Source organism: Faecalimicrobium sp. JNUCC 81 (assembly GCF_053667625.1).
The window spans coordinates 2990819-3005775 of sequence record NZ_CM132203.1 but is presented as its reverse complement, the minus strand read 5'-3'; the positions used below and the strand labels follow the sequence as shown (position 1 = coordinate 3005775).

Here is a 14957-nt window from a genome sequence, read left to right as displayed (position 1 = left end):
TCATGATGAAGTTTAAAAATCTTATAAATTGTATAGATACACATACAGGAGGGGAAGCCACAAGAATCGTTACTTCAGGTTTTCCTAAAATACCAGGAAAAACTATTTTAGAAAAGAGAAAATATGTTTTAGAAAACTATGATGATTTAAGAAAAATGATTATGCTTGAGCCTAGAGGTCATAGTGGTATGTATGGTTGTATTTTATGTGAGCCTGTAACTGAAGATGGTGATTTTGCAGTTTTATTTACGCATAATGAAGGATTAAGTTCTATGTGCGGTCATGCAACTATAGGTCTTACAAAAACTGCTTTTGAAGTAGGTATGCTTCAAGGGAAAGAAGGAGAAAATTTAGTTAAAATTGATGCTCCTTGTGGACGAGTTGAGTCTAAAGCTTATATTAAAAACGGAGTAGTAGAAAAAGTTTATTTCCAGAATGTTCCTTGCTTCGTTTATAAAGAAAATATTGAAGTTGAAGTGGATGGAATTGGAACAATAGTTGGAGATATAGCTTACTGTGGAGCGTTTTATGTATATATAGATGTTACCAAAGTAAATTTAAGTGTAATATCAGAAGATGCAGATTTATTAGTTAAAATTGGAATGGAAATTAAACATAAAGTAATGGATAAATATGAATTTAATCATCCAACTGAGCCGGGAATTAACTGGTTATATGGAACTATTTTTTATGAGCCAGTAGTTGATGAAGGAGATAAAGTTTTGACTAAAAATGTTTGCATATTTGCACAAGGGCAAATAGATCGTTCTCCAACTGGATCTGGAACTGGTGGACGTGTAGCGATTCATTATGCTAAGGGAGAATTAAATAAAGATCAAATTCTTATAAATAAAAGTATAATTGATACATCAATGGAAGGAAAGGTTATTTCAGAAACCAAAGTTGGAGATTATAACGCTGTTATTACAGAGGTATCTGGAGTATCACATATCATGGGATTTAATCAGTTAGTATTAGATCCAAAAGATCCACTTCCACAAGGATTTCGTATTAGCGGAAACTAATATCTTAATAAGTAATGATATGGCATCTGTACCCTGCAGATGTCATATTTTTTATAGTTAAAAATATAAAATTATAATGAAGGATTGTGGATATATATATAGAAATAATTAAAGTGATAGAGAAAATTTAAACAAATTTAATAATAGTGGGGAGAGTCTGTTATGAAAAGGGTATTAATTGATGGTAGTAGCTTAACTATTGAAGACGTAGTTAATGTTTGCCGAAATAATTATGAAGTAGTACTAAGTGAAGAATCTATAAGTAAAGTAAAGATAGCAAGAAATTTAGTTGACAACTTAGTAGAGAATGAAAAGATATCTTATGGAATAACTACAGGATTTGGAAAGTTTTCAGATGTAGCAATATCAAAAGAGGATTCAAAGCAACTCCAAAAAAATTTAATAATAAGTCATTCATGTGGTGTAGGTAATCCTTTAAGTGAAGATATTGTAAGATCAATTATGTTATTAAGGGTAAATGCTCTATCAAAAGGAAATTCAGGAATTAGAATAGAAACTCTACAAACTTTAGTAAATATGATAAACAAAGGAGTACATCCTATAATACCAGAAAAAGGATCCTTAGGAGCATCAGGAGATTTAGCTCCTTTATCGCACATGGTTTTAACCATGTTAGGAGAAGGAGAAGCGATTTATAAAGGTGAAAGGTTAGATTCTAAAGTAGCTATGGAAAAAGCAGGTATAGATGTGTTAGAGTATTTATCAGAAAAAGAAGGCTTAGCTTTAATAAATGGAACTCAAGTTATGACATCAGTAGGTTTATTAACATTATATGATTCAATGAACCTTTTAAAAACTGCAGATATAGCATTAGGTTTGACTATGGAAGCCTTAAATGGAATAACTTGTGCAATGGATGAAAAAGTACACTCAGTAAGACCTCATAAGGGACAAATTAATACTGCTAAAAACATATTAAATATAGTATCAGGAAGCGAAATGACAACTAAACAAGGTCAAATGAGAGTTCAAGACGCATACTCAATAAGATGCTCACCGCAAATTCATGGAGCGAGTAAAGATGCACTTGAATATGTAAAAAATAAAATAAATATAGAAATTAATTCAGTTACAGACAATCCAATAATATTCCCACAAGAAGAAGAAGTAATATCAGGAGGTAACTTCCACGGCCAACCAATGGCTTTAAGCTTTGACTTTTTAGGAATCGCTCTATCAGAAATAGCAAATATATCAGAAAGAAGACTTGAGAAATTAGTAAACCCAGCATTAAGCCATGGATTACCAGCATTCTTAGTAAATAAAGGTGGTCTAAATTCAGGATTTATGATAGTTCAATATAGTGCGGCATCACTAGTATCAGAAAATAAAGTTTTAGCACATCCAGCAAGTGTAGATTCAATACCATCATCAGCAAACCAAGAAGACCATGTATCCATGGGTACAATAGCAGCAAGAAAAGCAAGAGAAATAATGGAAAACACAAGAAAAGTACTATCTATGGAAATATTAGGCGCTGTTCAGGCTATAGATTTAAGAGGTAAGAAAAAACTTGGAATAGGTACTGAAGCAGCATATAGAGTAGTTAGAGAAAATACTACATTTGTAGATAAAGATAGAATAATGTATAAGGATATAAATATATCAGAAGATTTAATAAAGAAAAATCTATTAGTTGAAGCAGTTGAGAAAGCTATAGAATGTGAGCTTTTAATGGATGAAGAACTATTAGTTGAAAGTTTGAGTTAAATAAAAGGAGGTATTTATATGGAAAAAACATTAAATATACTAAATGAAGATATAAAAGATTCTATGAGTATAAAATTAAATTATGTTCCTCAAGAAACTCCGCATTTTATAGAGGGAATAAGAAGAGCACCAAAAAGAGAGGCAAAATTATATGATTCAGATATTAAATTGGCTTTAAAAAATGCTTTAAGATATATACCAGAAGAGTATCATGATGAGCTAGCAAAAGAATTTTTAGATGAATTAATGACGATGGGAAGAATTTATGGATATAGATTTAGACCAGAAGGAAATTTAAAAGGACTTTCTATAGATGATTATGAAGGGAAATGCATAGAAGGAAAAGCTTTTCAAGTCATGATAGATAATAACTTAGATTTTGACATAGCTTTATATCCTTATGAACTAGTAACATATGGAGAAACAGGTCAAGTGTTTCAAAATTGGATGCAGTATGCTCTAGTTAAAGAATACTTAAAAGAATTAACAGAGGATCAAACTTTAGTACTTCAATCAGGTCATCCAGTTGGATTATTTAAATCAAAACCAGATGCTCCAAGGGTTATATTAACTAATGGTCTTATGATTGGTATGTTTGATAATCAAGAAGATTGGAAAAGAGCTGCAGCAATAGGTGTATCTAATTATGGACAAATGACAGCTGGTGGGTGGATGTATATAGGTCCTCAAGGAATCGTTCATGGAACATATTCAACATTATTAAATGCAGGAAGATTAGTTTTAGGAGTAGACCAACATTCAGATTTAAAAGGTAAATTATTTGTAACATCAGGGTTAGGAGGAATGAGTGGTGCTCAGGGAAAAGCTGTAGAAATTGCAGGTGGAGTGGGTATAATAGCAGAAGTTGACTATTCAAGAATAGAAACTAGACATACTCAAGGATGGGTAAGTAAGGTAACAAAAACTTGCAAAGAGTCATTTGAAGTGGCTTATGAGTGTATGAAAAAAGGAACACCTTGTGCAATTGCTTATCATGGGAATATAGTAGATTTATTGGAATATGCAATAGAAAATAATATACATATTGATTTATTATCAGACCAAACATCTTGCCATGCTGTTTATGATGGAGGATATTGCCCACAAGGTATAACTTTTGAAGAGAGAACAAGACTATTATCAGAGAATAAAGATAAGTTTATAGAATTAGTTGATGAAACGCTTATAAAACACTTTAAAGCTATAAAAGAATTACATAATAGAGGTGTATATTTCTTTGATTATGGAAATAGCTTTATGAAAGCTGTTTATGATGCAGGATGCAGTGAAATTTCTAAAAATGGAATAGATGAAAAAGATGGATTTATATTCCCATCATATGTTGAAGATATATTAGGTCCACAGCTATTTGATTATGGATATGGTCCATTTAGATGGGTTTGTTTAAGTGGACTAGATGAAGATTTAGAAAAAACTGATAAAGCAGCGATGGATTTAATTGACCCAAATAGAAGATATCAAGATAGAGATAACTGGGCTTGGATAAGAGATGCTAAAGAAAATGCATTAGTAGTAGGAACAAAAGCGAGAATACTTTATCAAGATGCTATGGGAAGAACAAATATAGCTTTAAAATTCAATGATATGGTAAGAAGAGGAGAAATAGGTCCAGTTATGCTAGGAAGAGATCATCATGATGTATCAGGTACAGATTCTCCATTTAGAGAAACTTCAAACATAAAAGATGGAAGTAATATAATGGCTGATATGGCGACTCATTGCTTTGCAGGAAACTGTGCAAGGGGAATGAGTTTAGTAGCCCTTCATAATGGTGGAGGAGTAGGTATAGGAAAGTCTATTAATGGTGGATTTGGGATGGTTTTAGATGGTTCTCAAAGAGTTGATGATATACTAAGAACTTCAATGCCTTGGGATGTTATGAGTGGAGTTGCTAGACGTGCTTGGGCCAGAAATGAAAACTCTATATCTACAGTAATAGAGTATAACAAAATGTGTGAAGGAAAGGATCATATAACACTCCCATATATAGTTGATGATAATTTAATTAATGAAACGATAGAAAATTTATAATTTTAATTAAAGCAGATAAATAGTATTAATAAGGTAATAGTTTTATATAGTTGCTAGGTAGCTTAAAAAATAAGCTATCTTGTAATTATATTTATTTAAATATAAAGGGGGTCTAAATATGGCAATAGTACAATGTGTTCCTAATTTTAGTGAGGGTAAGGATTTAGATAAAATAGAAAAGATAATAAATCCATTAAGAGGAAAAGAAGGAGTAAAATTATTAAACTACGAGGCAGATAAAAATTATAATAGACTAGTAGTCACAGTTATAGGAGAACCTCAAAAAGTTAAAAATGCAGTTTTAGAGTCTATAGGAGTTGCTAAAGATGTTATAGACATGAATGTTCATAAAGGTCAGCACTCTAGATTTGGGGCTACAGATGTGTGCCCATTTATACCTATAAAAGATATGACAATGGAAGAAACAATAGAATTAGCTAAAGAATTAGGTGAAGAAGTGGCTTCAAAATATGAAATACCAGTATTTTTATATGAAAATGCAGCTAGTAAACCAGAAAGAGAAAATTTAGCTACTGTTAGAAAAGGACAATATGAAGGACTAGATGAAAAATTAGAAGATCCAAACTGGAAGCCTGATTTTGGTCAACCTAAGAAACATCCTAGCGCAGGAGCAATAGCTATAGGTGCTAGAAGACCTCTTATAGCCTATAATATTAATCTTGATACTACAAATATAGAAATAGCATCAAGTATAGCTAAAACTATAAGATTTTCAAGTGGAGGATATAGATATATTAAAGCAGGACCAGTAGAGGTTCCAGAAAGAGGAATAACTCAAGTAACTATGAATTTAACTGATTATACTAAAACTAGTATGTACAGAGCTTTTGAAACTGTAAAAATGGAAGCTAAAAGATATGGTGTAAATGTAGTTGGAAGTGAGATAGTAGGTCTTTGCCCAATGGAATCATTAATAGATGTAGCATCATATTACTTAGGGTTGGAAAATTTTAGTATGGATAAAGTTTTAGAAACTAGTTTAATGGAGTAGAGATATGAAGATAGATTTAATTATAAAAAACATAGGCAAATTGGCTACATGTAAAAGTTTTGGTTGCCCAAAATCTGGGGAAGAAATGAATAATCTAGAGTTAATAGAAGATGCATATATAGCTATAAGTGGTGGTAGAATTGCAGAAATAGGCACTAAAGATAGCTATGAAAGATTAATAGATTCAAACACTAAAATAGATGATGTAAATGGACTTTTGGTAACTCCAGGATTAATAGATTCTCATACACATTTAGTTCATGGTGGATCTAGAGAAAATGAGTTTTCTAAAAAAATATCTGGTGTGCCATATATAGAAATATTAAATCAAGGTGGAGGAATACTTAGTACAGTTAAGTCTACTAAAGAAGCTACAGATAAAGAATTATACTATAAAGCTAAAAAAAGTTTAGATAGAATGTTAGAACTTGGAGTTACAACTGCAGAGGCTAAAAGTGGATATGGACTAGAATTAGAAACAGAGATTAAGCAACTTAAAGTTGCAAAAGACTTAGATAAAAATCATCCAGTAGATTTAGTACATACATTTTTAGGCGCACATGCAATTCCACAAGAATATAAAGAGAATCATAAGGAGTTCATAGATATAATAGTAAATGATATGATGCCTAAGGTTAAAGAATTAGAGTTAGCAGAATTTTGTGATGTATTCTGTGAAGAAGGTGTATTTACTATAGAAGAAAGTGAATATATATTAACAAAAGCAAAAAAAATGGGATATAAATTAAAAATACATGCAGATGAAATAGTTTCATTAGGTGGAGCAAAGCTCTCAGCTAAATTAGGGTGTATATCATCAGATCATTTAATGGCAGCAAGTGAAGAAGGTTTAAGAATGATGGCAAAAAATAAAGTAATAGCCAATATACTTCCAGCCACTTCATTTAATCTAAATAAAGATTATGCAAATGCACGAAAAATGATAGAACTAGGAGTAGCAGTTTCTTTATCTAGTGATTATAATCCGGGAAGCTGTCCAAGTGAAAACTTACAATTCGTAATGCAACTTGGGTGTTTAGGATTAAAAATGACACCAAATGAAGTATTAAATGCAGTAACTATAAATGCAGCATATGCAATTGATAGACAAGATAACATTGGTTCATTAGAAGTAGGAAAAAAAGCAGATTTAGTAGTATTTGATGCTCCTAATATAGAGTATTTAATGTATCATTTTGGAATAAATCATGTGAATAAAGTTTATAAAGAAGGTAAATTAGTAGTAGATAACAAAGGGGTAATTTATAACAATACCATATAGGAGGAGAAATATGAAATTAGTGGATATGACTGTGTCTGAGTTTTCGGATGAAGTAGATTCTAATTCCCCGGCACCTGGTGGTGGTTCAGTAGCTGCACTATCAAGTAATATAGGTATAGGGCTTGCTAGAATGATGGCACACTTAAGTTTTGGAAAGAAAAAATATGAAGCTTTAGAAGAAAAAGTAAGAGCAGAGTTTGTAGATAAGTTCAATAAGCTTGGAGATATAAGGCAAGAGCTAATAGAGCTTATAGATAGAGATACTGAATCATTTAATGAAGTTATGAAAGCTATGAAAATGCCTAAGAATACCGATGATGAAATTAAGGCTAGAAAGGTTGCTATACAAGATGCAACATTATTTTCTATAGATGTTCCTTTCAAAACTGCTAAATTGTCTTTTAAAGCACTACAACTATTAGAGTATCTAACTAAACATGGAAACCAAAACGCTATAACTGACATTGGAGTAGGAACACTAATGCTATACAGTGGCCTAGAAGGAGCTTTATTAAATGTAAAGGTAAATTTAATGACTCTTGAAAATAAAGAGTTATATAAAGTTTACAGCAAAGAATGTGATGAACTTTTATTAGAAGGAAGTGAAATCAAAGATAATCTAATGAAATCTATACACAATAAACTTAATAACTAAAAAAATAAAGCTAGAGTAATTACTCTAGCTTTATTTTTTTAGTTATTATGATTAGATTTTTTAACTTTTTTAACTACTTTTTTAACTTTTTTATTACCATTAGGTTCAGATGTACTTTCATCTTGTACGGATGAGTTATGTTTACTAGATTTATGCTTCTTAGGTGTATTTTGATTAGATGTACTTTCCTTAGAAGATTTATTTCCAGAAGCAGATTTTTTTGACTTTAATTTTTTACTTTCTAGTTTATCTTGAACTTCAGCTTCAGAAATTTTACCCATTATAGTATCTAATTTTTTACGTTGATCATCATCTAAGAATGTCTTAAATTTTGATATAACCTCATCTTTTCCTTGAAGATTTTTACCTATTTTTATAAGTTCATCCATAAGTTCATTTTCAGATTTGCCTTTATAGTTATCAGCAATTTGTTCAATTTTTTCCTTATCAATATTTTTTTGTTTAGCCATTTTCTCCAATGCGTCTGTATTTACTTTTTTCATAAAAATGCCCCTTTCTATAATATATATTAGATTTTACTCATATTATTTATATATAGAAATAATCTTAAAAAATGAATGATATATTAAATTTTAGATAAATAAGATTTCCTATAAATAATGTATATGCATATGAACAAAAAAAAGTAACATTAATAGCAAATAAAACATACTTTATATATGAGGAGAAGTATATTTTAAGGGGTGACTGGGATTGAATAATATACTGTTGATACTTGGAATGATCGCGCTTAGTAACGGAAATATTTCGTTATTTGATAATAATAAAAATAAACCAAAAGAAATTAATGCAGATGGAGTTAGATGTCCATCTATAAAAAAGAAAAAAGTAAAAGAAGTAAAGCCTAAAATTCCTAAAAAAACAAACCCAAAGAGGGAGAGAAAGAGTAGTAATAGTATGCTTGGATTTAATATGAATGATATAAACAAGGGTATGAAATTAATGGATTTAAGTGATGAAGATCTAGAACGTGGAATGGAAATAATAACTAGAACTAAAAAATATATGTCTAGAGATGAGATGAAAGTTTTAGCAAAACTAGAAAGTTTACTAGATTTAGTAAAAGGTATAAAGAGATTAAGTGGAATCGATGATATACAAGAAGAAGAAACAAACTTTTTTAGAAGCATGGACGAAGATGATAAAAAAAATATGATGATAAAAGAAATACTAGAAGTATTCCCAGAGAAGAGAAAAGAATCTATAGAAAAAGCTATAGATATGAAAAAGAAAATTGATTTATTTGCGGAATTATTTTTACCAGATGATTTTGGTGAAGGTGGATTTAGTTTAAGTTCATTAGCCAATATAAACAATCTAGGAAGTATGAATAACCTTAAACTATTAGGAAGTCTTTTAAGATCTGATGGAGAAGATAGCTCTTATGATGATGAAGAATATGATGACGATGAATATGAATACGAAGATGAAGAATATGGTGATGAAGATTTTGACGATGAATACGAAATTTATGAGGATGATGGCTACATAGATGATGACAATAATTAAATTTCCAAAAAAATACTGATATTATATTAATTACTATGTAAAATTACTTTTAAAATTTAGCATTTTGTTATATAATAATATTATAAAAATCCTGAAGCATTCGATAGGCTTATTTAAATTCAACCGACAAATGTTATAAGGGAGACTGAGTCCATCTATGGATAACATGCCTGTATATATACGGGAAGTTAAAAGTAGATAGTAGGTCACCCACCTGGGAGTATCTCGGGTATGAATTTATTGGGTCGCCGGTGTTTTGGGATTTTTAATATAAAAAAGTGTTGCTAAGCTTAGCAACACTTTTTTATATTAAAAGCCAAGTATTCCAATATCATTAGCCGTTGTAAAAACAGACGTAACATTATAAGGAATATCATCAACATAGTTAGATGAAAAATTAGCTCTAGTAAAATCTTCACTTAAACTAAATTTATCAACTTCATGCTTACCCCAAGATTTCCCAAAGTCATTAGATGTACATATATTTAGCTTTTCATAGTCAACCCATGATAGATAAATATTAGATTTGTATTTAATTAAACTAGGATATCTGCATGTAGAAGGCTTCGTTATATAAGTACAAACATCTACATCTAATTTGTCATCACTTAAGTATCCGTTTATGTATTTAACTGCATATCCGTTGCCTACTTCTTCACAAAATGTTAAGTGATAAAAATTCATACTGTCTCTAAGTGCAGATAAATAAATTTTTCTTTTACCAGAATCAGTGATTTGAATAGGAGTGCACCAAGTTAAGGTATTTATATCAAATTTAGATAAGAATATTTCTTCATATCCATTTACTAGATTAAAGTAGTACACGATTGGACAGTTATTGCTCCATGATACTATAAAATTATTTAATACTAAATGATTTATAAAATCAACTTTATTTTCTACCCAAACACCATTATGATTATAATGATGAAATAATGCACAAGTATCAGTAGAATTATTGTTATAAACATAGTATAAAATGTGAATATCATTTTTTATTCTTTTTATATATGGAAACATTAAATCAAATTTCTTATAATTAAAGCTTAAAATTTCTTTTTGAATAATTTCATTAGATCCTTTTTTTAATTCAATCATATTTAATGAATTATCTTTATATATTCCGTAGATATTATCATATTCATCTAAATCAAAGTAAGAATTAGTGAAATCTATATTACTAGAATTAGCTAAGGAATTAGAATAAATTAAATTATCATCTTTATCTAAGTAGTCAAATCTAAGATCTTTATCAGAATAGATATGGCAAATATCTTTATTTGAAAGTCTAAGAATAGTAGAGCATTTATTAATAAAACTCACATATATCCCCCCTTATAGAAACATTTATATTATATATTATATTTTAAAAAAAATTATTTATTCTAATTTATCTAATCTTCAAGTCCAAGTAACAAATGGTAATAAAACTGCATATTATTAATTAGGCTACAAAAAGCCAAGACACTTTAATAATTCATTTAAGGGGAGGAAGTTAAGATATGCAAGATATTAAAAGAAGTAAAAGAAGAATGACGAATCAACAAGTTGAACCTATGGTTAATAATGTTGAGCCTAATGAAAAACATATAGAAGGTTGCATGGATGAAGAACTAAATAGAGGTTGTGGATGCAAACCAAAACAAAATAAATGTGAATGTAAACATGATCATGACTGTGATTGTAAACATGACCATGATTGCAAGCATGATCATGACTGTGATTGCGATTGTAAACATGACCATGATTGCGACCACAATCATAAACACTGTAAACCTTGTGAATTAGAATCAGAAACATGTGTTAAAAACCCATGCGCACACCCTGGATGTGGAGGTCCTATAAGACCAGTATTATCACCAGCAAATGCTAGACCAATTGCAATAGAAACTAATAGAGTATTTGATACTATGGTATTCCAAACTTTTACAGATGCAGTAGCTCCAAATGGAGAGACACTAGTTTTTGATTTTGATGTAGTAGATGTAAATGGACCAATTCCAAGAGGTGGTCAAGTAAATGTAACAATAGATAAAGTATGTATGAACTTCTCTGCTATAGTAATAGATACAGGAAGAACTACTTTAGAAGACTTCGATATAGAACCACTAGAACCAACAACTGGTAAATCTTGTGAAACTATCTTTGAATATGCTGTATGTGGAAGAAAAAATGATACATGCTGTAATCAAGGATTAGGTCAAAATGTAGTTTATAAAGAAAGAGGATTAAGTGTATTAGTAGAGGATCTAGTATTAGAACTAAGAGGTAGATGTGGATGTACAGAAGTAGTAGCATTGGCATTCCCAGCAGTTAGATTAATGGGTGGACAAATTAAGAGATGCTGTGATGTTGAATTCTTATTCAATACATTAACAGCTCCTATAAGTGTACCAGCTGATGGAAGAGCATTTACTTTAAGACAAGACTTTAGAACTAATTTAACTGTAGATTGTATAGGTAAAGCTTTATTAAAATGCATATGTGATGAATGTTGTGAATCTCACTTCGAACTATGTATACCAAATGATATAGATTTAATAATGTGTTTAGAAGCTGTAGTTAGCACATTAACTAGTGAACAACTAGTAGTTTTAGGATCTCAAAATGCAATACAACCAAGAGTAGTAGATACTTTTGATAAAGTATGTGATTTTAGAACATGTGAAGAAAGAGAAAGAGAAAGAGACAGAGACAGAGACAGAGACAGAGATAGAGATAGAAATAGAGACAATAATTGTGGATGTAACAGATAGATAATTAAGTATAAAGCTACCAATTTTATTGGTAGCTTTATTTTATTAAAATTTATATTTTATACTATAACAATATTCAAAAATATCATCTTTAATATCTAATTCTTTTAAATCTGTAGGGCACCCACCTCTAAGCATAGAATTAGGTGTTAGCCATTTTTTACTAATATTATTAAATATAAGAGTATTATTATTAAAGCTTCTATCAGATTTATTTAATGCCTTGTATTCAAAAACAATATTAGAGGAGTCATCTATATTAAGTCTATAAAAATATCCATCATTTTTACAAATATTATTTATATTATATCTAGAGAACTTTGAATTTTTCTCATTAAAATTAAAATGAGAAACTTTATATAAGTTTTCAGATAGAGGATAATTTTCTACAGCAAAGATATTTAAGTAGTCATCAATTATATATAATCTCATTTCTTTAATATTTCTAATACTATTAAAAACTTTATTAATAACTTTTTTTCTCCAATTACCGTTATTATTAGTAAAATGAACTAACTTCCCTTGTCTATCTATACCACAGATATGAATTTTGTTATTTGAATCAATATTTGCACAATAAGAGAATATATTATTAGCTAATCTATCAGTGCGTTCATTTATATTTTTTATATATAGGCAATTTTTATTGGTATATATGTAAAAAGGTTTTATATCATTATTATTCATTGTAGCCTCCTAGTATTTAAATTTTTTTAAAGTTCTAATAAGAACTATAATATGTAACAAACATGTAAACATTGAAACAAATGTCATTGTGTATATGTATGCATAAATATTAATACTTGGAACAGGAAGTAATAAGTAAAGTGCAATTAACTGAATAATCATACTGATAATAGTAATTACACTAGATGCAACTTCTTTTTTTATAGAATGAAGTATACCTGATAATGTTTGATTTAAAGACATAAATAAAGGAACTAAAAACATTGCCTTTAAATATGTACCAGCTATCTTATTATCAAAAATTAATAAGCAAAGCTTACTTCCGAAAAAATAAAAAAAAGTAGAAGATACAACACCAACTGTTATAGTTAAAAGTAGAGCATAATTTATTTTTTTTACAACATTTTTATACTTACTAAGTGCCATTTCTTGTGAAATACTTGGTATTAAATTGACAACCAAAGCAGAACCCACAGTAAAAGGAAGGTATACAAAAGGCATAACCATTCCGCTTATAATACCATACATACTTAACGATTTATGGTATGAAAGTCCTGATAACACAAGTCTAGATGGAACAATCATTGAACTAATTGAGTGAAGTAATATATTTGACATACGATTACAAGTTATTGGTATAGAAAGCCTAATTGTTTCCATAGAGGAACTATAAAAATCTTTAATATTAATAGTGTATCTATTATAAAGATTAGAATTTTTATAAAGACAAATACTTATATAAAGTATGTTTACGGCTTCACCAACTGAGATACCTAAAAGTGCAATATAGCAGTTTAAAGATTTATTATTTATATACATTATAATTAAAAAAACAAATATAATTTTACTAATTTGTTCTAAAATTTGACCAATAGCAGGTACAGCTACTTCCTTAATACCATAGTAATACCCCCTAAGTACATTAGATAGAGTTATAACAACAATAGCAGGACAAATTGCCAGTATAAATAAGCTTAAATCACTATGCTTTAATAATTTAAGGGATAGAAAATTAGCATTTAAAGCAATAAACAATGAGATTATCAAAGCAACCAAAAATGCTACATACAAAGTAGATATAAAAAGAACATTACTATTATGTTTATCATTTAAAGCCTTTTTCTTGGCAACTAAGCAGCTAAGGGCAGTGGGAATACCTGTAGTGGTAAAAGCTAAACAAATCATTAAAAAGTTAAAAATTATATGATATATACCTAAGCCTGTTTCTCCAATTGATCTTGATAAAAATATTTTATATAAAAAACCAAGAGCCCTTACTATTATATTAGATACAAATAAAGTAATAGTAGATAATACGAGATTAGGTAACTTCAATAAATCACCCCCTTATGTTTAAATATATTCATAAGGGGGCGAAAAAATAATTATATCTTTATAAATTCTGGATTCATTTTGTTAAATTTGCAAACATACTCAAACCCTATATCTTTTAGATATGAGTATATGTAGTCAAATTGATATGCGATTTGAGATGTATTGTGAGAGTCTGAACCTGTAGTTATAATTTCTCCTCCTAAATCTTTATACATATTTAATATATATCTAGAAGGCGTTAAGTCTGGAAGATTATATCTATAACAAGATGTATTTATTTCTATACCTTTTCCATCATGTATGGCTTGTTTTAATATAGCTTCTATAATATCTGAAAATAATTTATCATCTAATAATTTATCATAGTTACCATATCTTTTAACTAAATCCAAATGACCAAGAACTGAATAATCTTTATAGTTTTTTATAATATTATAAAGCTTTGTAAAATATATCTCATAAGCTTCATGTTGTGTTTTATCTTTAAAGAAGTTTCCAAAGTATAAATCGGATCTATTAATAGCATGCATAGAACAAATTATAAAGTCAAAAGGATACATATTGGCTTCTTTATTACATTTATCTATTATTTGTTCTTGAAGACCAAATTCTATACCTTGTTTTATAGAAATTTTATCAAAGTACTTATTTTGGAAAAATTTTATTTTATCAAAGTACTTATTATAATCAATCCCCCAATCATCATCAGCATCAAGGTCATAATCAACATGATCTGTAAAGCATATTTCTTTTAAGCCTAAATCTATAGATTTTTTTATCATATCTTCCATATCAGTTTTGCTGTCATTAGAGAAACTAGAGTGCATGTGATAGTCATAAAACATAAATATTTCCCCTTTTCATTAAAATTTTGGTATTATATATACATACT

General features: G+C 29.1%; 13 protein-coding genes and 1 other RNA gene. 9 read left to right on the top strand and 5 right to left on the bottom strand.

Features of this window, described 5'->3' with window-relative positions; all coding sequences use genetic code 11:
• Positions 1-2: 2 nt before the first annotated feature.
• The 6 genes from JNUCC81_RS14990 (at position 3) to JNUCC81_RS14965 (ending at position 7757) form a co-directional block, all read left to right on the top strand.
• Positions 3-1025, top strand: a complete 1023-nt coding sequence (locus JNUCC81_RS14990) for a proline racemase family protein (RefSeq protein ID WP_454094205.1) — start codon at positions 3-5, stop codon at positions 1023-1025.
• A 162-nt stretch (positions 1026-1187) separates the two neighbouring features.
• Positions 1188-2756, top strand: coding sequence for a histidine ammonia-lyase (hutH, locus tag JNUCC81_RS14985; protein WP_454094204.1), 1569 nt, complete (start codon positions 1188-1190; stop codon positions 2754-2756).
• 18 nt (positions 2757-2774) lie between these two features.
• On the top strand, positions 2775-4808 hold the full coding sequence (locus JNUCC81_RS14980) for a urocanate hydratase (RefSeq protein WP_454094203.1): 2034 nt from the start codon (positions 2775-2777) through the stop codon (positions 4806-4808).
• A gap of 118 nt (positions 4809-4926) precedes the next feature.
• Positions 4927-5820 (top strand): glutamate formimidoyltransferase, encoded by an 894-nt coding sequence (gene ftcD, locus JNUCC81_RS14975; protein WP_454094202.1) that lies wholly within the window; start codon positions 4927-4929, stop codon positions 5818-5820.
• Between the two features lie 4 nt (positions 5821-5824).
• Positions 5825-7102 (top strand): imidazolonepropionase, encoded by a 1278-nt coding sequence (gene hutI / locus JNUCC81_RS14970; protein ID WP_454094201.1) that lies wholly within the window; start codon positions 5825-5827, stop codon positions 7100-7102.
• 10 nt (positions 7103-7112) lie between these two features.
• The gene (locus JNUCC81_RS14965; protein WP_454094200.1) at positions 7113-7757 is read left to right on the top strand and encodes a cyclodeaminase/cyclohydrolase family protein; all 645 of its coding nucleotides are present in this window, start codon (positions 7113-7115) and stop codon (positions 7755-7757) included.
• Positions 7758-7795: 38 nt separating this feature from the next.
• On the opposite strand, the gene JNUCC81_RS14960 is transcribed toward JNUCC81_RS14965, so the two are convergent.
• Complete coding sequence (locus tag JNUCC81_RS14960) at positions 7796-8260, bottom strand: hypothetical protein (RefSeq protein WP_454094199.1); 465 nt, start codon at positions 8258-8260, stop codon at positions 7796-7798.
• Between the two features lie 238 nt (positions 8261-8498).
• Between JNUCC81_RS14960 and JNUCC81_RS14955 the strand changes: the two genes are divergently transcribed.
• Positions 8499-9287: a hypothetical protein gene (locus tag JNUCC81_RS14955; RefSeq protein ID WP_454096406.1), complete on the top strand. Its 789-nt coding sequence runs from the start codon at positions 8499-8501 to the stop codon at positions 9285-9287.
• 85 nt (positions 9288-9372) lie between these two features.
• A non-coding RNA gene (ssrS, locus tag JNUCC81_RS14950) (6S RNA) lies at positions 9373-9554 on the top strand.
• A 42-nt stretch (positions 9555-9596) separates the two neighbouring features.
• On the opposite strand, the gene JNUCC81_RS14945 is transcribed toward ssrS, so the two are convergent.
• The gene (locus JNUCC81_RS14945; RefSeq protein WP_454094198.1) at positions 9597-10610 is read right to left on the bottom strand and encodes a hypothetical protein; all 1014 of its coding nucleotides are present in this window, start codon (positions 10608-10610) and stop codon (positions 9597-9599) included.
• 179 nt (positions 10611-10789) lie between these two features.
• Between JNUCC81_RS14945 and JNUCC81_RS14940 the strand changes: the two genes are divergently transcribed.
• Positions 10790-12043 carry an exosporium morphogenetic protein CdeC gene (locus tag JNUCC81_RS14940; RefSeq protein ID WP_454094197.1) on the top strand — a complete coding sequence of 418 codons (1254 nt, stop codon included), beginning with the start codon at positions 10790-10792 and terminating at the stop codon, positions 12041-12043.
• A gap of 45 nt (positions 12044-12088) precedes the next feature.
• Here the strand turns inward: JNUCC81_RS14940 and JNUCC81_RS14935 are convergent, their stop codons facing one another.
• Genes JNUCC81_RS14935 through JNUCC81_RS14925 form a run of 3 tightly spaced genes read right to left on the bottom strand, consistent with a single transcriptional unit; the run spans position 12089 to position 14910 of the window.
• Complete coding sequence (locus JNUCC81_RS14935) at positions 12089-12730, bottom strand: hypothetical protein (protein ID WP_454094196.1); 642 nt, start codon at positions 12728-12730, stop codon at positions 12089-12091.
• Between the two features lie 9 nt (positions 12731-12739).
• Entirely contained in the window at positions 12740-14065 is a 1326-nt protein-coding gene (locus JNUCC81_RS14930) for a polysaccharide biosynthesis protein (protein ID WP_454094195.1), read from the bottom strand.
• A 50-nt stretch (positions 14066-14115) separates the two neighbouring features.
• Positions 14116-14910, bottom strand: coding sequence for a histidinol-phosphatase HisJ family protein (locus JNUCC81_RS14925; protein ID WP_454094194.1), 795 nt, complete (start codon positions 14908-14910; stop codon positions 14116-14118).
• Between the last annotated feature and the right edge of the window lie 47 nt (positions 14911-14957).

Coding starts and splice junctions, on each gene's coding strand:
- JNUCC81_RS14940 (WP_454094197.1), top strand. CDS start 10,790: ATGCAAGATATTAAAAGAAGTAAAAGAAGAATGACGAATCAACAAGTT.
- JNUCC81_RS14955 (WP_454096406.1), top strand. CDS start 8,499: ATGATCGCGCTTAGTAACGGAAATATTTCGTTATTTGATAATAATAAA.
- JNUCC81_RS14925 (WP_454094194.1), bottom strand. CDS start 14,910: ATGTTTTATGACTATCACATGCACTCTAGTTTCTCTAATGACAGCAAA.
- ftcD (WP_454094202.1), top strand. CDS start 4,927: ATGGCAATAGTACAATGTGTTCCTAATTTTAGTGAGGGTAAGGATTTA.
- JNUCC81_RS14965 (WP_454094200.1), top strand. CDS start 7,113: ATGAAATTAGTGGATATGACTGTGTCTGAGTTTTCGGATGAAGTAGAT.
- JNUCC81_RS14935 (WP_454094196.1), bottom strand. CDS start 12,730: ATGAATAATAATGATATAAAACCTTTTTACATATATACCAATAAAAAT.
- JNUCC81_RS14990 (WP_454094205.1), top strand. CDS start 3: ATGATGAAGTTTAAAAATCTTATAAATTGTATAGATACACATACAGGA.
- hutI (WP_454094201.1), top strand. CDS start 5,825: ATGAAGATAGATTTAATTATAAAAAACATAGGCAAATTGGCTACATGT.
- JNUCC81_RS14980 (WP_454094203.1), top strand. CDS start 2,775: ATGGAAAAAACATTAAATATACTAAATGAAGATATAAAAGATTCTATG.
- JNUCC81_RS14960 (WP_454094199.1), bottom strand. CDS start 8,260: ATGAAAAAAGTAAATACAGACGCATTGGAGAAAATGGCTAAACAAAAA.
- hutH (WP_454094204.1), top strand. CDS start 1,188: ATGAAAAGGGTATTAATTGATGGTAGTAGCTTAACTATTGAAGACGTA.